The 20,999-nt window shown below is 64.2% G+C and carries 17 protein-coding genes and 1 tRNA gene; 9 read left to right on the top strand and 9 right to left on the bottom strand.

Features of this window, described 5'->3' with window-relative positions; all coding sequences use genetic code 11:
• Window positions 1-56 precede the first annotated feature (56 nt).
• Window positions 57-404, bottom strand: coding sequence for a hypothetical protein (locus AB4Y34_RS11690; RefSeq protein WP_176379925.1), 348 nt, complete (start codon window positions 402-404; stop codon window positions 57-59).
• Window positions 405-864: 460 nt separating this feature from the next.
• Between AB4Y34_RS11690 and AB4Y34_RS11685 the strand changes: the two genes are divergently transcribed.
• The 3 genes from AB4Y34_RS11685 (at window position 865) to AB4Y34_RS11675 (ending at window position 5,887) form a co-directional block, all read left to right on the top strand.
• Entirely contained in the window at window positions 865-2,151 is a 1,287-nt protein-coding gene (locus tag AB4Y34_RS11685; protein ID WP_368716097.1) for an MFS transporter, read from the top strand.
• A gap of 19 nt (window positions 2,152-2,170) precedes the next feature.
• A complete protein-coding gene (locus AB4Y34_RS11680) occupies window positions 2,171-4,606 on the top strand; it encodes a TIM-barrel domain-containing protein (RefSeq protein ID WP_368716096.1) in 2,436 nt (811 codons plus the stop codon).
• Between the two features lie 96 nt (window positions 4,607-4,702).
• A complete protein-coding gene (locus AB4Y34_RS11675; protein WP_368716095.1) occupies window positions 4,703-5,887 on the top strand; it encodes a porin in 1,185 nt (394 codons plus the stop codon).
• 133 nt (window positions 5,888-6,020) lie between these two features.
• Here AB4Y34_RS11675 and AB4Y34_RS11670 read toward each other — a convergent pair.
• From AB4Y34_RS11670 to cysS, 6 genes are all read right to left on the bottom strand, one after another.
• Window positions 6,021-6,114 (bottom strand) — tRNA-Ser (locus AB4Y34_RS11670).
• 180 nt (window positions 6,115-6,294) lie between these two features.
• Window positions 6,295-7,545, bottom strand: a complete 1,251-nt coding sequence (locus tag AB4Y34_RS11665) for an aspartate kinase (RefSeq protein WP_018435472.1) — start codon at window positions 7,543-7,545, stop codon at window positions 6,295-6,297.
• Between the two features lie 415 nt (window positions 7,546-7,960).
• A complete protein-coding gene (gene tilS, locus AB4Y34_RS11660; RefSeq protein WP_176379929.1) occupies window positions 7,961-9,433 on the bottom strand; it encodes a tRNA lysidine(34) synthetase TilS in 1,473 nt (490 codons plus the stop codon).
• A gap of 53 nt (window positions 9,434-9,486) precedes the next feature.
• Window positions 9,487-10,458: an acetyl-CoA carboxylase carboxyltransferase subunit alpha gene (locus tag AB4Y34_RS11655; protein WP_090800690.1), complete on the bottom strand. Its 972-nt coding sequence runs from the start codon at window positions 10,456-10,458 to the stop codon at window positions 9,487-9,489.
• Between the two features lie 128 nt (window positions 10,459-10,586).
• Window positions 10,587-11,690 carry a DNA-3-methyladenine glycosylase gene (locus tag AB4Y34_RS11650; RefSeq protein ID WP_368716094.1) on the bottom strand — a complete coding sequence of 368 codons (1,104 nt, stop codon included), beginning with the start codon at window positions 11,688-11,690 and terminating at the stop codon, window positions 10,587-10,589.
• A gap of 47 nt (window positions 11,691-11,737) precedes the next feature.
• Window positions 11,738-13,135 carry a cysteine--tRNA ligase gene (gene cysS / locus AB4Y34_RS11645; RefSeq protein ID WP_368716093.1) on the bottom strand — a complete coding sequence of 466 codons (1,398 nt, stop codon included), beginning with the start codon at window positions 13,133-13,135 and terminating at the stop codon, window positions 11,738-11,740.
• A gap of 250 nt (window positions 13,136-13,385) precedes the next feature.
• Between cysS and AB4Y34_RS11640 the strand changes: the two genes are divergently transcribed.
• The 4 genes from AB4Y34_RS11640 to AB4Y34_RS11625 all read left to right on the top strand — a co-directional run bounded on the left by AB4Y34_RS11640 (window position 13,386) and on the right by AB4Y34_RS11625 (window position 16,303).
• Window positions 13,386-14,177: a tetratricopeptide repeat protein gene (locus AB4Y34_RS11640; protein WP_176125686.1), complete on the top strand. Its 792-nt coding sequence runs from the start codon at window positions 13,386-13,388 to the stop codon at window positions 14,175-14,177.
• A gap of 50 nt (window positions 14,178-14,227) precedes the next feature.
• Window positions 14,228-14,809 carry a peptidylprolyl isomerase gene (locus AB4Y34_RS11635; RefSeq protein ID WP_176379932.1) on the top strand — a complete coding sequence of 194 codons (582 nt, stop codon included), beginning with the start codon at window positions 14,228-14,230 and terminating at the stop codon, window positions 14,807-14,809.
• A gap of 138 nt (window positions 14,810-14,947) precedes the next feature.
• A complete protein-coding gene (locus AB4Y34_RS11630; RefSeq protein WP_013089755.1) occupies window positions 14,948-15,442 on the top strand; it encodes a peptidylprolyl isomerase in 495 nt (164 codons plus the stop codon).
• Window positions 15,443-15,505: 63 nt separating this feature from the next.
• Window positions 15,506-16,303 carry a UDP-2,3-diacylglucosamine diphosphatase gene (locus AB4Y34_RS11625; RefSeq protein ID WP_176379933.1) on the top strand — a complete coding sequence of 266 codons (798 nt, stop codon included), beginning with the start codon at window positions 15,506-15,508 and terminating at the stop codon, window positions 16,301-16,303.
• Window positions 16,304-16,348: 45 nt separating this feature from the next.
• Here AB4Y34_RS11625 and cysE read toward each other — a convergent pair whose 3' ends face one another.
• Both cysE and AB4Y34_RS11615 read right to left on the bottom strand, forming a co-directional pair.
• Window positions 16,349-17,191, bottom strand: a complete 843-nt coding sequence (gene cysE / locus AB4Y34_RS11620; protein ID WP_176379934.1) for a serine O-acetyltransferase — start codon at window positions 17,189-17,191, stop codon at window positions 16,349-16,351.
• 262 nt (window positions 17,192-17,453) lie between these two features.
• Window positions 17,454-18,284, bottom strand: a complete 831-nt coding sequence (locus AB4Y34_RS11615) for an RNA methyltransferase (RefSeq protein WP_368716092.1) — start codon at window positions 18,282-18,284, stop codon at window positions 17,454-17,456.
• A gap of 335 nt (window positions 18,285-18,619) precedes the next feature.
• Between AB4Y34_RS11615 and AB4Y34_RS11610 the strand changes: the two genes are divergently transcribed.
• Together AB4Y34_RS11610 and lplT are read left to right on the top strand one after the other, a co-directional pair.
• The gene (locus AB4Y34_RS11610) at window positions 18,620-19,423 is read left to right on the top strand and encodes an inositol monophosphatase family protein (RefSeq protein WP_176379936.1); all 804 of its coding nucleotides are present in this window, start codon (window positions 18,620-18,622) and stop codon (window positions 19,421-19,423) included.
• Window positions 19,424-19,636: 213 nt separating this feature from the next.
• Window positions 19,637-20,935 (top strand): lysophospholipid transporter LplT, encoded by a 1,299-nt coding sequence (gene lplT, locus AB4Y34_RS11605; RefSeq protein WP_368716091.1) that lies wholly within the window; start codon window positions 19,637-19,639, stop codon window positions 20,933-20,935.
• Window positions 20,936-20,999 lie beyond the last annotated feature (64 nt).

The following is a 20,999-nucleotide window of genomic DNA, read 5'->3' as shown; positions in this document are numbered from 1 at the left end:
CCCTCGAAGGGCGGTTCTGATGTCGCAGCAGCCAGCTAGCGCGCCGCGGTGCCGGCTCAGTGCCAGCCGCGATGCTGGTCGTAGTGACCGCGCCAATAGTCGCCGTGGCCCGGCGGATGATGGCGATACCAGTCGTCGCGCGCCCAGTAGCGACTGCCATCCCAGTAACGATCGCCATGCCAGCCGATCACGATCTGCGGACCGCCGTAGTACACGGGAGCCGGCTGATAGACGACGGGAGGAGGCGGAGGCGGCGGCGGTGCGTAGACCGGAGCCGGTGCGACGTAGATCGGCGCGGGAATGCCGATATTGACTCCGACGTTGAGCCCCGCGGCCATCGCGGCACCCGATGCAGCCAACGTCAACACCCCGAGCATCAGCGGAACAAGACGAACGGACTTCATTGATCACCTTTGTACGAACATGTTTTGTTGGCGGAAATATAACGCAAGGCAGCAACACGCGTATTTCAACTTTGTAATAACTGATGCTGAAAATCGCCTGACCGGCTGCTGCGTAATGTCTGGTTACATCCGCCATACGGCGGTGAAACAAACGCTTCCGGCGGGGCCGGCGGCCGAGGTCTGGCACGCTTACCGCAAACGAACATTCCATGTTCGAAAGAACATTCACGCTCGCGTTTCGGATCGCAGTCATCCGATCACCTCTCAAAAATTCGGACAAAGATTACCAAATTATCCCGGAAAATCAAGGAAAAATGTCGCTTGCGCTATGGTTTTCCCGAATATCGAGCCGGGTTCCAAGTGGTAGGATGACTTCATTGAAGACCAATAAATGTTCGAATTCGCGCATTTCCGAGCGCCGCCTCGGAGGCAACCGCTCAATGCGCCATGGAGACTGATTTTGAAAACGATCAAGGGATTGCGCTGGTGGATCATCGCCCTCGTTTGCGTTGGGACGATCGTCAACTATCTGTCGCGCAACGCGCTCGGCGTGATGGCGCCCGAGCTGATGAAGCTGCTGCACATGAACACGCGGCAGTACTCGTACGTGGTCGGCGCGTTCCAGGTCGGCTATACGGTGATGCAGCCCGTCTGCGGGCTGATCATCGATCTGATCGGCCTGCGCCTCGGTTTCGCATTGTTCGCGTGCCTGTGGTCGCTGACCGGCGTGTTCCATAGCTTCGCGGGCAGCTGGCTTTCGCTCGCCGCGTTGCGCGGTTTCATGGGCCTGTCCGAAGCGGTCGCGATTCCGGCCGGCATGAAGGTCGTCGCCGAATGGTTTCCCGATCGCGAGAAATCCGTCGCGGTCGGCTATTTCAACGCGGGCACCTCGTTCGGCTCGCTGCTCGCGCCGCCCCTCGTCGTGTTCCTGTCGCTGCGCTACGGCTGGCAGAGCGCGTTTGCAGTGACCGGCGCGCTCGGCTTCTTCTGGGCCGCCGCATGGTTCGTACTGTACCGCTCGCCCACCGAGCACAAGCGCGTGAGTAACGCCGAGCGCACGGCGATCGTCGAAGGCCAGGCACCGCCCGCGGCACGCCGCGCGAGCGTGCGTGAAGTACTGCGCACGCGCCGTTTCTGGGCGATCGCGCAGGCACGCTTTTTCGCCGAACCCGCGTGGCAAACGTTCAGCTTCTGGATTCCGCTCTATCTCGCCACGCAGCGTCATATGGATCTGAAGCAAATCGCTCTGTTCGCGTGGCTGCCGTTTCTCGCCGCGGACCTCGGCGGCCTGTTCGGCGGCTATCTGTCGCCGTTCCTGATGAAGCATTTTCGCGCGCCGCTGATCTGGTCGCGCATCTCGGGCGTGGTGCTCGGCGCGCTGATGATGCTCGGCCCGGCGTCGATCGGTCTCGTCGCGTCGCCGTACCAGGCGATCGCCCTCTTCTGCGTCGGCGGCTTCGCGCACCAGATGATCTCGGCACTCGTCAACACGCTCGCCGCCGACGTGTTCGATCCCAGCGAGGTCGGCACCGTCGCCGGCTTCGCGGGCATGGCCGCGTGGATCGGCGGCCTCGGCTTCTCGCTGATGGTCGGCGCGCTCGCCGATTCGATCGGCTACACGCCGCTGTTCGGCGCGCTCGGCGCGTTCGACATCATCGGCGCGGCGCTGCTGATCATCCTGATGCGCGGTGTGCCGCGCCACGGCCGCGCGCGCCGCGCCGACCTGAGCGTCAACACCGCTGCCTGACCTCCCTCGAAGACTCGTCATGCGTTCACAGATCAATCTCAAACATCCGCCGCGCTTCGCACTCGCCTCCAACGCTCGCAACCCCGCGGCCAACCCGGTCGTGCTGAGCGCGCAGCCGAATTGCCGCATCGAGCTATTCGTGCTCGCCGAGGACATCATCCGCGTGCTCGTGCTGCCGGACGGCGAAACGCACGGTCCGCGCACGTGGGCGATCGCGCCCGGCGCGGACGACGTGCCGCTCGAAGGCCGCGAACGCCGCGACCTGAGCGGCTTTACGCCGCCGCCGTTCACGGTGAACGAAGCAGCCGGCCACGTGGCGATCGAAACGGCGCGCGTACGCGTGAGCGTCGCGCTCGAAGGCGGCGCCTGCGCATGGGACATCCTGCACGAAGGCACGTGGCATCGCGTGATGAGCGATCGCAAGACCCAGGCGTACAACTTCGGCTGGTGGGACTCGCGCGTCTATCACTACGTCGAGCGGCGCCGCGACGAAATGTACGTGGGCCTCGGCGAGCGTGCCGGCTCGCTCGATCGCGCGCAGCAAAGCTACGAGATGCGCAACATCGACGCAATGGGCTACAGCGCACGCACCACGGACCCGCTTTACAAACACATCCCGTTCTACGTGACGTGGCAGCCGCAGACGTCGACCGGCTTTGGCCTGTTCTACGACACGCTGGCCGATTGCCGCTTCGACATGGGCCGTGAGCTCGACAACTATCACGGTCACTATCGGCACTTCATCGCCGAGCATGGCGATCTCGACTACTACTTCATCGCGTCGCCCGGCTCGCCGCTCGACGCGGTGCGCCGCTTCACGTGGCTCACCGGACGTCCCGCGTGGATGCCGAAATGGGGCCTCGCCTACTCGGGCTCGACGATGAGCTACACCGACGCACCGGACGCACAACAGCAGATGGGCGAATTCATCGAGCGCTGCCGCGAGCACGACGTGCTGTGCGACTCGTTCCATCTGTCCTCGGGCTATACGTCGATCGGGCCGAAGCGCTATGTGTTCAACTGGAACCACGAGAAGTTTCCGGACATCGAAGGCTTCGTACAGAGCTATCTCGATCACGGCGTGCGTCTGTGCGCGAACATCAAGCCGTGTCTGCTGCAGGATCACCCCGCGTTCGACGACGTCGCGCAGGCCGGCCTGTTGATCGAAGCGCCCGATGGCGGGCCCGCATGGGTGCAGTTCTGGGACGAAGTCGGCGCGTATCTCGACTTCACGAATCCCGCGACGATCGACTGGTGGAAGGCGCGCGTGAAGGACGCGCTGCTCGAATACGGCATCGCGGCCACCTGGAACGACAACAACGAGTTCGAGATCTGGTCGCCGCATGCAATTGCGCGCGGCTTCGGCAAGCCGTATCCGGCACATCAGGCTAAGGTGCTGCAAACGCAACTGATGATGCGCGCGTCGCACGACGCACAGCGCGAGCATGCGCCCGATAAGCGTCCGTTCCTCGTATCGCGCTCGGGCGGCGTGGGCATGCATCGTTATGTACAGACGTGGTCGGGCGACAACTACACGTCGTGGGAAACGCTGCGCTTCAATCTGAAGATGGGCCTCGGGCTCGCGATGTCGGGCGTGTCGAATAGCGGCCATGACATCGGCGGCTTCTCGGGTCCGGCGCCGCAGCCGGAGCTGTTCGCGCGCTGGGTCGCGTTCGGCATTTTCCTGCCGCGCTTTTCGATTCACTCGTGGAACGACGACGGCACCGTCAACGAGCCGTGGATGCATCCGGAAGTCACGCGGCACGTGGCGGACCTGATCAAGCTGCGCTATCGGCTGATCCCTTACCTGTACGAGCTGCTGTGGCAATCGCATAGCGCGTACGAACCGGTGCTGCGGCCGCTGTTCGCGGAGTTTCCGCGCGATCCGCACTGCTTCGTCGACGGCGACGACATGATGCTCGGCTCGTCGATGCTGGTCGCGCCGGTGGTCGATCCGGGCCGGAGCACGCGCGACGTGTATCTGCCCGCCGGTTCGCGCTGGGTGTCGTACTGGAGCGGCGAAGCATTCGACGGCGGCCAGACCGTCACACTGCCCGCGCCTATCGAGCGGCCGGTGTTCCTGCTGCGCGAAGGCAGCGTGATTCCGCTCAACATCGCCGAGCAGCATTTCGGCCGCCCCGCCGACGAGCGCGCATTCCTCGCGGTGCCACATGCCGGCGCGGGCACCGCGCAAGGCGGCTCGATCGAGGACGACGGCGAGACCGAAGCCTGGCGCAATGGCGAGCAGGGCCGCTGGAACGTCACCCTGACGGGTGACGCAAACACGTTGCGCGTGACGCTTGAGCGTCCGCAATGGAAGCATCGCACGCAGCTGCAAGTGCGTGTGTTCGTGCCGATGCATGAGACACGCGCGATCGCCTGCACGAACGGCACGCTCGACGCCGACCACACCGCAAACGGCTGGCGCTGCCTGACGATTTCGCTGCCGCACTGACACACAAAAGCACCGACTCGCGCTACCAGGCACTGAACGACACACGCACCGGCCTGAGGGATCAGGCCGTCCCTTCAGTCTGGAGACATCCCAATCATGAAAATCAGCCAGCGCGCGCGCACCCGCGCGTTCGTCCTCTGCTGCCTGCCGTTCGCGGGCGCAGCGTTATCGACCAGCGCGTCTGCGCAAAGCAGCGTCGCGTTGTACGGCGTCGTCGACAATGCGTTCGCCTATGCCAGCAACCAGAAGGGGCATTCGAACTTCTACATGAGCCAGGGCGATGTGCAGGCGAGCAAGTTCGGCTTCCTCGGCTCGGAAGATCTCGGCAGTGGCACGAAGGCGATCTTCCGGCTCGAAAGCGGCTTCAATTCGCTGACCGGCGCGCAAAGCACCGCGGGTTACCTGTTCAACCGCCTGGCCTACGTCGGCCTCGCGAACGACTGGTACGGCACCGTGACGCTTGGTCGCCAGTACACGCCCTACTTCCAGATGGTCGGCGCGCTCGGACCGACCGGCGTGCTGACCGGCGCGACCGGCGCGCACCCGGGCGATCTCGACGCCCTCGACACGACGCTGCGCTTCAACAATTCGGTTACCTATCTATCACCGACGATCGCGGGCCTGCAGGCAAGTGCGCAGTACGGTCTGGGTGGCGTGCCCGGCAGCGTCGCGAACGGCAGCCTGTTCAGCGCGGCACTGCGCTATGACTTCCAGCCGGTATCGCTCGCAGCCGGCTACGTGAAGCTGAAGGACATCGCGACGAGCGCGGCGCTCGGCAGCTTCGCGATCAACTCGCCGGTCAACAACGGTTATGCGAGCGCGCGCAGCGCGCAGCTGTTCGCCGCGGCGGGCCGCTACACGTGGCACGATCTGATGGTGGGCGCCAACTACTCGAATGTGCAGTACGCGCCGGGCCACGGCTCGCTGTTCTTCGACAAGGCCGTGTTCAACACGTACGGCGCGATCGCGACGTACCGGATCACACCGAGCGTGACCGTCGGCGGCGGCTATAGCTTCACGCAGGCAAGCCAGGCGAATGGCATCACCGACCCGGCGCACTATCATCAGATCTCGCTCGAACAGACCTATAGCCTGTCGACGCGCACCACGCTGTACGCGCTCGAGGCCTATCAGCATGCGGGCGCCAAGTCGCTGATCGCGTCGGGCAGCGGCGTGACCATCGCCGATGCGATCGCGGTGGTCGGCGACTCGCAGAACACGACGCCGTCGTCGGGCCCGTCTCAGTTCGTCGGCATGGTGGGGTTGCGGCACGCGTTCTAAGCGACGCGGGTTCAGAGCGCCATGCAGTGATCAGGATCCCTGCATAACTGGCAGTGAGAGGAAACGAAACAGCGGTCGCCGAAAAACAAAAACCCCGCAGAGCCTAGACTCTGCGGGGTTTCGCCACCATTGCTGGCGGAGACGGAGGGATTCGAACCCTCGATCCAGGTTTTGGCCCAGATGCTCCCTTAGCAGGGGAGTGCCTTCGACCTCTCGGCCACGTCTCCCAAACTTTCTGTCGCACAGGGAGTCAGTGCGACGAAGCCAAGATAATAGCGGGCCGGGCCGATAAGGTCAATGTCTCGCGAACATTTTTTGTGCCAACGAGGTGTCTCACGACGCAAATCGTTCACATGAACGCCACAAAACAAACGGAGCGCTCTAGAGCGCCCCGTTTTTCACACGATTTATGCCTGATCGAGTTCAAAGGCCTTATGCAGCGCGCGCACTGCGAGCTCCATGTACTTTTCGTCGATCAATACCGAAATCTTGATTTCGGAAGTCGAGATCATCTGAATGTTGATGCCCTCTTCCGACAGCGTGCGGAACATCTTGCTCGCGATGCCGACGTGCGAGCGCATCCCAACGCCGACCACCGACACCTTCGACACCTTCGGGTCGCCCAGCACCTGCTCGGCCTGCACGTGCGCCTTGACCGTGCCGGTGAGGATCTCCATTGCGCGCGCATAGTCGCCGCGGCCAACCGTGAACGTGAAAGCCGTCTTGCCCTCGACGCTCTGGTTCTGAATGATCATGTCGACGTCGATATTCGCGTCCGCCACCGGGCCGAGAATCTGATACGCGATGCCCGGCTTGTCGGGCACGCCCATCACGGCGATACGAGCTTCGTCGCGCTGGAACGCGATGCCCGAGATGACTGCTTTTTCCATGGTCTCGTCTTCTTCAAAAGTAATCAGGGTGCCCGACTTCATTTCGTCGTCGAGCGGCATCAGCGGATCGGTCAGGCTCGACAGCACGCGCGTCTTCACCTGATATTTGCCGGCGAATTCCACCGAGCGGATCTGCAGCACCTTCGAACCCAGGCTGGCCATTTCCAGCATTTCTTCGAACGTCACGCGGTCGAGCCGGCGCGCTTCTTCAACGACGCGCGGGTCCGTCGTGTACACACCGTCGACGTCCGTGTAGATCAGGCACTCGTCGGCCTTCAGCGCGGCCGCGACCGCGACCGCCGAGGTGTCCGAGCCGCCGCGGCCGAGCGTCGTGATGTGGCCGTCGGGGTCGATACCCTGGAAGCCGGTGATCACGACCACCCTACCGGCCGCGAGATCTTGCTTGACGCGCTCGCCGTCGATGTCGCTGATGCGCGCTTTCGTGAACGCGCTATCGGTTTTGACCGGCACCTGCCAGCCTGCGTAGCTGACCGCTTCGACGCCGGCTTCCTGCAGCGCGATCGCGAGCAGACCCGAGCTGACCTGCTCGCCGGTGGCGGCGATCATGTCGAGTTCACGCGGGCTCGGTTGAGTCGTGATTTCTTTCGCGAGGCCAAGCAGGCGATTGGTTTCGCCGGACATTGCCGAGGGCACGACGACCATCTGGTGGCCGGCCTTGTGCCATTTCGCGACGCGCTTGGCGACGTTCTTGATGCGCTCGACCGAGCCCATCGAGGTGCCGCCGTATTTGTGTACGATGAGTGCCATTGTCGTTCTGAACTGGAAGATAAACCGCGCTGGCGCGCTGGAGACGACCGCACAGAAAGCACAGGGGCGCAACGTCTCGTGAACGGCGGCAAAGTGTGTGGCGGCGTAGATGCAGCACGCGTGCAGCACGCGCGGATTTGCCCGGGATGAAATCGCAAATGGCTGATCGGATTTGAACGGCGACGACGGATCACGCACGCCTGCCGGCACTAACGACCGATCGCGACAAAAGCGACGGCGAAATCGGGTCGGGCAAACAAGCTAAAGTACCTGATTAGGCGCAAAAAGACAAGACGCACAGAGCCTTCAAATGCGTCAAATCAGGCCCGCAAAGGCCTGTTTTATCGTTGATTTGCACCCTATTTCACTTTTACGACATGCGCCCGCGCGGCATGCGCGACTGCCCGACCGGCACTCACGCGATCAGCAGATCTTCTCGCCAGGCGATTTTCACGCGCGTTTCGCGCTCGGATGCGTCGTGCACCGTCCGACGATTCACGCCGATCAGCGGCACGAACAGCAGTTCATCGCCGACGTAAAGCAATGGCACGTCGCGCTTCCATGCGGGAATGCCGCGCTCCTGAAACAGGTTCTTCAGCGTGCGGCTCGACGTGTTCGACGCACCGACGCGCATGCGCTCGCCGCCGCGGCGCGCCCGCACGCTTAGAGAAGCACGTTGCAGGACGCTGACGGGAACGGTATCCAATGCTTCGCCGCGTGGCGCTTCGTGCAATGCGTCGGCGACGTCGGAGGCAGCGGCTGCATCCACCACCGCGAACACGAACGTGCCGCGCCATTGCGGCAGATGCCAGACCTCTTGCCCCTGCCACGCGAGTTCGCTGATCTCGCGCTCGACGAGCGCGGTTTCGTCGGCGGGCTCGCTGCTGTCGCCGGCCTCCCAGTAGACGAGGCCGCGATAACTGCGCAACGCATGCCCCGCATGATCGATACGCAGACGATGTCCGTCCTGTCCCGCACCGACTTCGCGCAACTGCCGCAGCGCATCCGCGACACGTGCGCTCGATGCCGCGACGAAGCCGAGCGTGCGCATCCAGTAGCGCAGCAGATTCAGCGCGCGATCGTCGTCGAGAGCGAGCAGCGCGTCGTGCGCGAGCGCGCGTCCTTCATCGCGCGCCGCGCTCTTCATGTCCGCGCGCGCGAGCGTATCGAGCAAGCGCTGCGCGGATGCCGCATGCGCGGCCGTGCGCGCGAGCGCATCGCGAAAGCCCGGAAAGTGCACCGCGAGCACCGGCATCACCTGCTGACGCAATGCGTTGCGCGCGTAACGCGTGTCCGTGTTCGATTCGTCGTCGATCCAGCGCAGCTTGCGCGCGCTCGCATAATGTTCGAGTTGCGCGCGCAGCAAATGCAAAAGCGGCCGCATACGTGTCGTCGACGCACCCGTCGGCAGCGAGCCGGGCGCCATCGCCGCGAGCCCCGCGAGACCCGCGCCGCGCAGCAGTTGCAGCAGCACGGTCTCGGCCTGATCGTCCGCATGCTGCGCGAGCCATAGCGTGCTGATTCCGTGCGTTGCGCACATCGCGTCGAGCGCGCGATAACGCGCGTCGCGTGCTACAGCCTCGGTGCTCACGCCCGGCGCGCGCGAAACGTCCACGCGTCGCGCGTCGAATTCCACGCCACGATCGCGCGCGAATGCCTCGCAATGCGCGAGCCACGCATCGGCATTTGGACTCAAACCGTGATGCACATGCAGCGCGACACAACGCGATGCGCCGGCGACGCGCACCGCCGCATCGAGCAGCACGCTCGAATCGACGCCGCCGCTGAATGCGAGCGCAATCCGCGCGTTCGGATCGAGCCCGGACAGCGCCGCGCCGAGCGCCTCGATCACGAGGCGCTCGGCGGATGAGTCGGCGGTGGTGGTCACGTCGTTAGCGCGGCAAGCGCCGGTGGACGATGAAGACAGGTCAACGCGCGGGCTTATGCGCCCGGCGTCGTTTCCTTGAATTTGCCGTACGCCATCAGCCGTTCGAAACGGCGTTCGCGCAGGTCGTTGGTGCTCATGCCCTGGAACTGGCGCAGCGAATCGGCGAGCGCGCGGCGCAGCATCGCGGCCATGCCCTTCGGATCGCGGTGCGCACCACCGAGCGGCTCGTTGACGATCTTGTCGATCAGACCGAGCGCCTTCAGACGATGCGCGGTCAAGCCGAGCGCTTCCGCTGCTTCCGGCGCCTTCGCGGCGCTCTTCCACAGAATCGACGCGCAACCCTCCGGCGAAATCACCGAGTAGGTCGAGAACTGCAGCATCAGCACGCTATCGCCCACTGCGATCGCGAGCGCGCCGCCCGAGCCGCCCTCGCCGATAATCGTCGCGATCAGCGGCGTCTTCAGCTCGGCCATCACGTACAAATTGCGGCCGATCGCTTCGGACTGGCCGCGCTCTTCCGCGCCGATGCCGGGGTACGCGCCCGGCGTGTCGATGAACGTGAAGATCGGCAGGCCAAACTTCTCGGCGAGGCGCATCAGACGCTCGGCCTTACGATAGCCTTCCGGACGCGGCATGCCGAAGTTGCGCAGTGCGCGCTCCTTGGTGTCGCGGCCCTTCTGATGACCGATCACCATGCACGCCTGGCCGTTGAACCGCGCGAGACCGCCGACGATCGACAGATCGTCCGCGAAATTGCGGTCGCCATGCAGTTCATGGAAGTCGGTGAACAGTTCGCTCACGTAGTCGAACGTGTACGGACGCTGCGGATGACGGGCGATTTGCGAAACCTGCCAAGGTGTGAGGTTCGCATACAGATCTTTGGTGAGCTGCTGGCTCTTCTTGGACAGCCGCTCGATCTCTTCCGAAATATCGACGGCCGAGTCGTCCTGCACGAAGCGCAATTCTTCGATCTTCGCTTCGAGTTCAGCGATCGGCTGTTCGAAATCCAGAAACGTGGTCTTCATTGGTTGTAATCCTTGGACTTACCGGGCAGCGCGTATTCTAACCGCGCGAGCCGATGTCAAAACCATTTCTCAACTATCGACATGATATACACGATAGTCTTTGAAACGGCTTCGCCTCCTGTTCTTCTTCAGTAGTCGACCGGCAACGGATCGAGACTACGCCACATGTACCAGGTCGCCACGGTGCGCCACGGCTCCCAGTTCGCGGCAACCTCGCGCGCTTCACTGCGCGTGACGGGTTCGCCGCTGAAATAGTTGACGCTGATCGCGCGGATCAGGCCCAGGTCATCGAGCGGCAGCACGTCGGGACGCGACAGGTTGAAGATCAGGAACATCTCCGCGGTCCAGCGGCCGATGCCGCGAATCTGCGTGAGTTCGGCGATCACCGACTCGTCGTCCATCGACGTCCATTTGCCGACGTGCAATGCGCCCGACACGAAATGCCGCGCGAGATCGAGCACGTACTCGGCCTTGCGTTTCGACAGACCGCACGCGGTCAGCTTCTCGAGACCGAGCTTGATGAACTGCTGCGGCACGAGCTTCGGACACGCGGCTTCGACCTTAGCCCACACCGCCTGCGCCGACGCGACCGAAATCTGCTGGCCGACCACCGAGCGCGCAAGCGTGACGAACGGATCGCCACGACTCAGAAGATGCACGGGGCCGAACTTCGGAATCAGCTTTTTCAGAATGCGATCGCGCTTGACGAGGTCCGCACACGCCTTATCCCAATACGCGGGACGCGTGACTTCAGGCGCGAGGCCACCGATCTGCACCGGCACCGCGACTTCGTTCGCGAGCGATGCGACACCGGCCGCTTCGCCGCCGGCGCTGACCGTGCTCGCCGAGGCGGCCGACACACGTGTCTTGCGCACGACTTCGCCTGCGTTCGTATCGCGTGCGAGTTCCTGCACGTCGCCGGCGAGCTCGGCCGGCACCGCACCATTGCCCTTCGCCCGCGACGCCGTTTTCGCGCGCTTCGCAACCGGCGCGTGCGCGGCTTCAGTGCCCGCGCCGCCCGCACCATTGAGCGAGCGTTTGGCCGCGCTCTTCTTTGCCGGGGCCGAGCCGGCTTTCGCCGCCCCGCCCGCTATCGATGACGCTTTGTCTACCGCGCCATCGCCCGCGCGAGTCGACGCACGCGTCGACTTGGCTGCGGCAGCCGATGCTGCGGCAGCCGCACTGGTTTGAGACGCCGCGCGTTTAGCCGGCGTCTTCGTGGCCGTTGCCATCCTGCCTCCTGCCTGGCGAGTCGTTCAGAGGGAAGTACGAGGTGCGCTCACACGCGCCGCCACTCGGTCAACCCGCCGGGTTTGTCTTCGAGGGCAACGCCGGCCTCGAGCAATTCAGCCCGGATCCGGTCTGCTGCCGCATAGTCTTTTGCCTGCTTGGCGGCGACGCGCGCGGCAATCTTCGCTTCGATCGCGGCGGGCTCGAGCGCGCCTTCGGCTGCAGCACCCGCTGCCTGCTGCAGGTATGCACGCGGTTCGCGTCCGAGCAACCCGAGCACCGCGCCAAGCGCGCGCAATTGACGGGCCAGCGCGGGCTCGCGCGTGCGATTCACTTCAGTGGCCAGTTCGAACAGCACCGACACGGCCACCGGCGTGTTGAAGTCGTCGTTCATCGCTGACTGGAAACGCTGCGCGTACGCTTCGTTCCAGTCGAGCGCGGCACTATCGGGTGACACGTCTTTCAACGCCGTGTACAAACGCGCGAGTGCATTGCGCGCGTCGTCGATATGCACGTCGCTGTAGTTAAGCGGCGAGCGGTAATGCGCGCGCGCGATGAAGAAACGCACCACCTCTGCATCGTACTGCGCGAGCACTTCGCGAATCGTAAAAAAATTGTTCAACGACTTCGACATCTTCTCATTGTCGATCTGTACGTAGCCGTTGTGCATCCAATAATTGACGAATGTTTGTCCGGTCGCGGCCTCGCTTTGCGCGATCTCGTTTTCGTGGTGCGGAAACTGCAGATCCTGGCCGCCACCGTGAATGTCGAACTGTTCGCCGAGCAGCGTGCAGCCCATTGCCGAGCACTCGATGTGCCAGCCGGGACGACCGCGCCCGTACTTCGAATCCCAGCCGGTGTCGGCCGGTTCATCGGGTTTCGCCTGCTTCCACAGCACGAAGTCGAGCGGGTCCTGTTTCGCGTCGTTGGCCGCGACGCGTTCGCCCGCGCGCAGGTCTTCGAGCGACTTGCCCGACAGCTTGCCGTAGCCTGCGAATTTGCGTACCGCGTAGTTGACGTCCCCGTCGCTCGCCTGGTAGGCGTAGCCGTTTTTCTCGAGCGCCTCGATCATGCCGAGCATCTGCGGAATGAAGTCGGTCGCGCGCGGCTCGATGTCCGGACGCTCGATGCCGAGCGCGTCCGCGTCTTCATGCAGCGCGGCGATGAAGCGATCAGTGAGCGATTTGATAGTTTCACCGTTCTCGACTGCACGCTTGATGATCTTGTCGTCGATATCGGTAATGTTGCGCACGTAGGTCACGTTGTACCCAAGCGCGCGCAACCAGCGCTGCACGATGTCGAACACGACCATCACCCGCGCATGACCGACGTGACAATAGTCGTACACGGTCATCCCGCAGACGTACATCCGCACGACACCTTCGCGCAGCGGCACGAAAGTCTGTTTGTCACGCGCGAGCGTGTTGTAGATGCGCAGAGATTCCATAGAGAGCGGTGCGTGGGCCGAAAGAAGTCCGCATTGTGCTTCATGCGCGCCGCGACCCGCGAAACCAACAGGACAACGGGTGCGTCGCATACAGCTTAAACCGGCGCACCTCGTGCGGCGATCAGGCTGCAGACGATACTGCGAACCGGGCGGAGACGGCCACGAGTGGCGAAAAGACAGTCGGCGGTTCGACGGAACGCGCAGACCTTTTGTTAGAATGGCTCGGAGTATAACATCCTGACCTGAGCCTATGAAACACTCCAGCGGCCGCGCGCGCAGCGCTGCGACCCTCGCCGCGACTGCGTTTGGCGACGTTGTTGGTGGCGTTACTTTCGAAGCGGCGCGCGCCCTCGCGTGGCGTATCACCGTCGTTGCCGCGCTAGCCGCGGTGCCGGCTGCGAGCGCTTTTGCGCAGAAGGCGGCGGTGATGCCGCAAGGTCCCGCCGTGCGCGACAACACCCCGGAAATCGACGCGTCGATCGCGCAGAAAAACTGGCAAGCCGCGCTGACCCAACTCGATGCACGCGTCGCCGCAAACCCGCGCGACGCACAAGCTAAATTCAAACGCGCAAACGTGCTCGTGCATCTGAATCGCGACGACGAAGCGATCACCGCGTTCACCGAACTCACGCAGTTGTATCCCGAATTGCCCGAGCCGTACAACAACCTCGCCACGCTCTTCGCAAGACAAGGCCGCCTGACCGAAGCGCGCGCCGCGCTCGAAATGGCCACCCAGGTCAATCCGAACTACGGGCTCGCGTTCGAGAACCTCGGCGACCTCTATCTGCGCCTCGCCGATGCCGCGTACCGTCGCGCGGAAAGCCTCGGCAAGGCTAGCCCGAGGACCGCGCAGCGTCTCGCGGACATCCAGAAGGTCGTGTCGCCGGCTGCGCCCGCTGCCGCGGCGTCGCAGCCCGCCGCCGAACAGACCACCGGGCCCGCCGCGCACCCCACGTCGAACATCACTGAGAGCCCGAGCTTCCAGTTCGGCGGCCCGAACGGCTCGCTCGCCATGCCGCCGTACATGGCGCCGTCGCGCTGAGCGCCGGGCTCGTTGCTTGCCGCACGTTTTCTCCAACCCCGAGGATTTTCATGAAATGGTTGATGTTGGCGCTCGGCAGCGCCGCCCTGATCGCAAACGCACCCGCCTTTGCACAGTCCGGTTCGCAGGCCGCTCATCCTTCCGTGCTGTTGAAGACGTCGGAGGGCGACATCCGCGTCGAGCTGTACCCCGAGAAGGCGCCAAAGACGGTCGCGAATTTTCTCGACTACGTGAAGGCCGGCCAATATAGCGGCACGATCTTTCATCGCGTGATTCCGGGCTTCATGATTCAGGGCGGCGGCTATACGCAGAGCTTCGCCGAGAAGCCGACGCGCGCGCCGATCCCGCTCGAGAGCCGCAACGGTCTGAAGAACACCGCGGGCACGATCGCAATGGCACGCACCGGCGACCCGAATTCCGCCACCGCGCAGTTCTTCATCAACACGGTGGACAATGCCAATCTCGACTACCCGAATCCGGACGGCAACGGCTACGCGGTGTTCGGCAAGGTCACGAGCGGCATGGACGTCGTGAAGCGCATCGAAGCCACGCCCACCACCACGCGCGGCCCGATGAGCGATGTGCCGCAGAAACCGGTCGTGATCCAGTCGGCGACGGTGGTGAGCAAGTAACGACGAACCAGCGGGCGCACCAGCAAGCGAATCCGCGCGGCCGAAGCCCGGCCCCAACCAACGCCCCGGCGCGGCCTGTCGTCAGCGCATGACGACGCGACGCGCCTTTTATCCACCTGTTCATCAAAGGATTCCATCATGGTTGAACTGCATACGAACCACGGCGTCATCAAACTCGAGCTGAACGCCGAAAAGGCGCCGAAGTCGGTCGAGAACTTCCTGAACTACGTGAAGGCCGGCCACTACGACAACACGGTGTTTCACCGCGTGATCGACGGCTTCATGATCCAGGGCGGCGGCTTCGAACCCGGCATGAAGCAGAAGCCGACGGCCGAGCCGATCACCAACGAGGCAAACAACGGTCTGAAGAACGAGAACGGCTCGATCGCGATGGCGCGCACCAACGACCCGCATTCGGCGACCGCGCAATTCTTCATCAACGTGAACGACAACGACTTCCTGAACCACTCGTCGCCGACGCCGCAAGGCTGGGGCTATGCGGTGTTCGGCAAGGTCGTCGAAGGCATGGACGTGGTCGAGAAGATCAAGAAGGTCAAGACCGGCTCGAAGGGCTTCCATCAGGACGTGCCGGTCGACGACGTCGTGATCGAAAAGGCTGTCGTCGTCGGCTAAGCCGTGAGTGAGTCGCGCCCCATGCGGGCGTCGACTCGTTTGAACTGAAATCAGGCACCTTCAATGCTGCAAGAGACGCCGCTGCGAAGCATCGCCGCGGGCGTGCCAGGCGAGGGCCCACGCCCGCACGCCGCGCGCCCTTTTTTCTTCCTCTCCGATCTACATCTGAGCGAGGCGATTCCGCGCACGGTCGCCGCGTTCGAGCACTTCATCCGCGTGAACGCGGAAGCGGCCGACTCGGTTTTCATCCTCGGCGACCTGTTCGAATACTGGGTCGGCGACGACATGCTGAGCGAGCCGTTCGTCGCCCGTATTGCCGCATTGCTGCATACGCTGTCCGAGCGCGGCATCGCGCTCTACATCATGCACGGCAATCGCGACTTTCTGCTTGGCAAGCGCTTCATGAAAGCGGCCGGCGCGATCTGGCTGCCCGATCCATTCGTGATCACCGCGTTCGGCACGCGCATTGCGCTCGCCCACGGCGATGGTCTGTGCACCGCGGATCGCGGCTATCAGTTGTTCAGGTGTTTCGCGCGCAATCGACTCGCGCAGAGTCTGTTTTTGGCGTGGCCGTTTCGGTGGCGTCGCAAGCTCGCCGAGAATATGCGCTCGAAGAGCGAGCACGGCCGCACGCGGCCGATGTCGGTCAAGTATGACGTGACCCCGCGAGGCGTCGCCGCGCTGTTCAGGAAATCGAAGAGCGCGACGATCATTCACGGGCATACACATCTGCCCGCGCGGCATCGCGAACCGGGCGGCACGCGTTGGGTTCTGCCGGACTGGGATCTCGATCACGGCGAGCACCGTGGCGGCTATCTGAAGATCGATGCCGACGGGATTCGGGCGTTGCCGCTGGATTGACCTGGTAAGTACCGGGTGCGCTTCGCGCTGTCGAAGCGCCGCTACCTAGCGCTCCGCCGCCACCCCTTCCACCTTCCCCGCGATCGCCGCCGATAGGCGCCGCAGATCGAGCAACGCCGCATCCGCGCCTTGCAGCCCTTCGAGGCTCGTGCCGAGCCGCTCGAGCGCATCGACGATTTCATCGATGCGCCGCGCCTGGGTAGCCGCATGATCGATCAGACCGTGAATCGCGAGCGACACCGGATCGTCGGCATTGGGCGTGATGCCGTAGGCGCAGAACGCGCTGATTTCGCTGCCACGCTTCGCGTCGCGCGAGGCGTCGTTCGCATTCGTGTTCGCACCGTTGGCGCCGTTCGCGTCCGCGGCGACCGACGCCGGCACGATGATCCGCGCCGGATTGCCGACCGCCGTGCCACGCGCGGGTACCGGCTTCGTCACCACCGCGTTCGAGCCGATCTTCGCGTCCGCGCCGATCGTGAAACCGCCGAGCACTTTCGCGCCCGCACCGACGATCACACCACGCTCGAGCGTCGGATGCCGCTTCGCGCCGCGCGTGAGCGACGTGCCACCGAGCGTCACGCCCTGGTAGATCGTGCAGTCGTCGCCGATCTGCGCGGTCTCGCCGATCACGACGCCCATGCCGTGATCGATGAACACGCGCCGCCCGACGGTCGCGCCCGGATGGATCTCGATCCCGGTCATGAAGCGCGCCATCTGCGACACGAAACGCGCGAGCCAACGGCGCTTCGCGCGCCAGCACGCGTGCGCGATCCGATGCAGCACGAGCGCGTGCAGCCCCGGATAACACGTGAGCACTTCCCATGCGCTGCGGGCGGCGGGATCGCGCTCGCGGATCGTGGCGATGTCTTCGCGAAGTCTCGTAAACATGGCTGGGACTGTGTTGTTTTGGGGGAAAAGAAAAACCGTCTGCGTGAGCGGGTCCGCGCGCTTAGCGCTCGCGCGGGCCTGTGCATTTCGCGCCACGCGTGACGGCATGCCTGCCGCTTAGCACGGCGGCAGCTTTGCTTCTAACGTTTCGTGGATTGTAGGGCGATTGCGCGAAACCTGCCGGAAGTCCCCGTCACCTGCAAGGTTGTCGTCAGATGAACGCGGCGCAACAGGTGCGCCGCGACGGGCTCGCTGACGAGCGTCAGCCGGTCCGCCCGGTCTTGAGCAGAATGTGCTTGGCGATGCCGCGCACGATGTTGACCTCTTCGCGCTCGAGGCCCGAGCGCGCGAAGAGCCGCCGCAGCCGTGACATCAGCTTCTTCGGATTGGCTGGATCGAGAAACTCGAGCGCGATCAGCGCGCTTTCCAGATGCGCGAACATGCTCTCGATCTCGTCGCTCGCTGCCATCTGCGCGCGCGTACCGGCGGATTCGGCCGGCGCTACGCGTGCCCCTGCGGCGGGCGCACCGTCGGTCACTTCCTCGGCGCCGAGATACGCGGTGCGCAGCTCGTAGGCGAGCACCTGCACCGCCTGCGCGAGATTGAGCGAGCTGTAGGCCGGATTGGCCGGAATATGCGCGATGGCGCTGCATCGCTCGACGTCCTCGTTCGACAAGCCCGTGCGCTCGTTGCCGAACACCAGCGCGATCTCGCCGTGCATCGCCTCTGCGTGCGCGGCGGCGGCAGCCGCACGCGGCGTCCATTGCGGCGGTCCATATTCGCGCAGCCGCGCGGTGAGCGCGATCGACCAGTGCACGCCGGTCAGCGCATCGGCAAGCGACGGCACCACGTGCACGGAGGCGAGCACGTCGTCCGCGCCGCTCGCCATCGCGATCGCTTCGGGATCGTTCTGCACGTTCGGCACGCGCGGCGACACGAGCACGAGCCGCGAAAAGCCCATGGTTTTCAGCGCGCGCGCCGCGGCGCCGACATTGCCCGGATGGCTGGGCTCGACCAGCACGAAACGCGTCGACGTGAAGCCGCCGCGCAAATCGGCCACGGCGGGGTCGGAGGAATGGTGGGTGTGATCCACGATGAAACTCGGCTGGCTAGAACTCAAGACGCGTATGGTAGCGCCAACGGGCGCCCGTGCGGCACATCCGCTCCACGTTAGCGAGCACCTGCGCGAGGGCGACCGGACTCAGGTAAAATACCGCTTTTCGCGTCCGGCGCCGACGTTTGCTGAAGTCTTCCGTCGAACCGGCCGCACCGTTCTTATTCAATTCGTCTCCGTCGACGGAATGCGCTCCGGGTGGATAGCCGGCTGCCGTTCCGTGCTGTTTTTGCGTCGTTGCGGCGCCCGTCAGCGCAGGTTTCGCGCTTATTTACCGGCCGGCAGCCGTGCTGCCCCGGCACAAGGATCAGTTTATGCATCCCATGCTCAATATCGCTGTGAAGGCCGCGCGCCGCGCAGCTCAGATCATCAACCGCGCATCGCTCGATCTCGACCTGATTCAGGTCAGCAAAAAGCAGCACAACGATTTCGTCACGGAGGTCGACAAAGCGTCCGAAGCGGCGATCATCGAAACGCTCAAGACCGCTTATCCCGATCACGCCATCCTCGCCGAAGAATCAGGCAAGTCAAACGACGATTCCGAATACCAGTGGATCATCGATCCGCTCGACGGCACCACCAACTTCATCCACGGCTTCCCGTACTACTGCGTGTCGATCGCGCTCGCGCACAAGGGCATCGTCACGCAAGCCGTCGTCTATGACCCGACCCGCAACGATCTGTTCACCGCATCGCGTGGCCGTGGCGCGTTCCTCAACGATCGCCGCATCCGCGTCGCCAAGCGTGACCGCCTCGCCGACTGCCTGATCGGCACCGGCTTCCCGTTCCGCCAGTCGGACAACCTCGAATCGTACGGCCGCCAGTTCGCCGAGATGACCGAAGCCTGCGCGGGCTTGCGCCGTCCGGGCGCCGCCGCGCTCGATCTGGCAAACGTCGCGGCCGGACGCATGGACGGCTTTTTCGAGCAGGGCCTGAACGCATGGGACGTCGCGGCGGGCAGCCTGCTGATCACCGAATCTGGCGGTCTGGTCGGCAACTACACCGGTGATTCGGATTTCCTGCACGTCGGCGAAGTCGTCGCGGGCAACCCGAAGGTCTACGCGCAGATGATCCCGATCCTGTCGCGCTACAGCCGCACGCGTCAGCAGTCGGCGTAAGGCGCACCGCCGTGGCCCGTCCGCGGCCACGCATAACGGTTGTGCGGAAAAGCGGCTTCGGCCGCTTTTTTGTTGGCGGCGCTGCGGCGTGCCGGGGCGTCGCGCCAAAAAGCCGCGGTGACTCGGGACGGGACTCGGCCGGGACCGTTCTGTGCTCCATACCGCTTTGACCCTGTCCGACTTTCACCCCGGGCGCAGCCTCCAACCGGCCCCATGAAAAAAGGCTTCCATACGATCATCGCGGCGCAGTTCATTTCGTCGCTGGCCGACAATGCGCTGTTGATCGCAGCCATCGCGCTGCTTTCCGTGATGCGCTCTGCCGCGTGGGTTACGCCGCTCTTGCAGATCTTCTTCACGATCTCGTACGTGCTGCTCGCGCCCTTTGTCGGCGCGTTCGCCGATTCGATGCAAAAGCGCCACGTGATGTTCATCTCCAACGCGCTGAAGGCGAGCGGTTGCCTGATGATGATCCTCGGCGTTCATCCGATGATCGCCTACGGCGTGGTCGGCTTCGGCGCGGCCGCGTATTCGCCCGCCAAGTACGGCATCCTCACCGAGCTGCTGCCCGCCGAAAAGCTCGTGCGCGCGAACGCGTGGCTCGAATCGGCGACGGTGCTGTCGACGATCGTCGGCACGATGCTCGGCGGTGCGCTAATCAGCACCGTCGTCGAGCATTTCGTCACGCGCATGCATTTGCCGCTGATGCACTCCGCCGCCGATCTCGCGATGGCCGCAGTCATGCTTACCTACGCGATCGCCGCCGCGATCAATATCTTCATTCCGGATACCGGCGCGCGCTATCCGAACCGGCTGACCGAGCCGAGCAAGCTGCTCGGCGATTTCCATCACTGCTTCCGCGTGCTGTGGGCCGACAAGCTCGCGCAGATCGCGCTGTGGGTGACCACGCTGATGTGGGGCGCCGCGGTGACGATGCAGCTGCTGGTGCTCAAATGGGCGAACGTGAACCTCGGGCTGTCGTTGTCGAAAGCCGCGGTGATGCAGGGCGTGACCGGCGTCGGCATCGCGATCGGCGCGGCGGGTGCGGCCGCGCTGATTCCGTTGCGACACTCGCTGAAGGTTTTGCCGGTCGGCGTGCTCACAGGTGCGGTGGCGATCGCGATGGCCTTCTACAACAAGAACCTGTTCCCGCCGGGCGCGGGCCTGCGCTTCGGCACGCATGTCGCGCCCTACTACATTCTGCTGGCCTATCCGCTGATGATCGTGCTCGGCGGGCTGTCGGGCTTTTTCATCGTGCCGATGAACGCGGTCCTGCAGCATCGCGGCGCGACGCTGCTTTCGGCCGGTCACTCGATCGCCGTGCAGAATTTCAACCAGAACCTCGCGGTGCTGCTGATGCTCGGCGTGTACGCGCTGCTGCTCACGGCAAAAATGCCCGCGCAGTGGATCATCGTCGTGTTCGGCAGCTTCATCACGCTGCTGATGTGGCTCGCGAAACGCCGCAGCGCCACGAACGAACGCAGAGTGGACATGCGGGCGATGATCGAGGAATGAACGCATCCGGCTCCCGGGTTGGGCATCGTCCGTTCGGCCAGGGTCCGCTCGTCGCGCCGGCGGG

Origin of the sequence: Paraburkholderia sp. BR10954 (genome assembly GCF_040965775.1) — a bacterium.
In the GTDB taxonomy this organism is placed as follows: Bacteria; Pseudomonadota; Gammaproteobacteria; order Burkholderiales; family Burkholderiaceae; genus Paraburkholderia; species Paraburkholderia youngii.
Note: the sequence above shows the minus strand (reverse complement) of the source record. Positions and strands in the feature narration are given on the sequence as shown.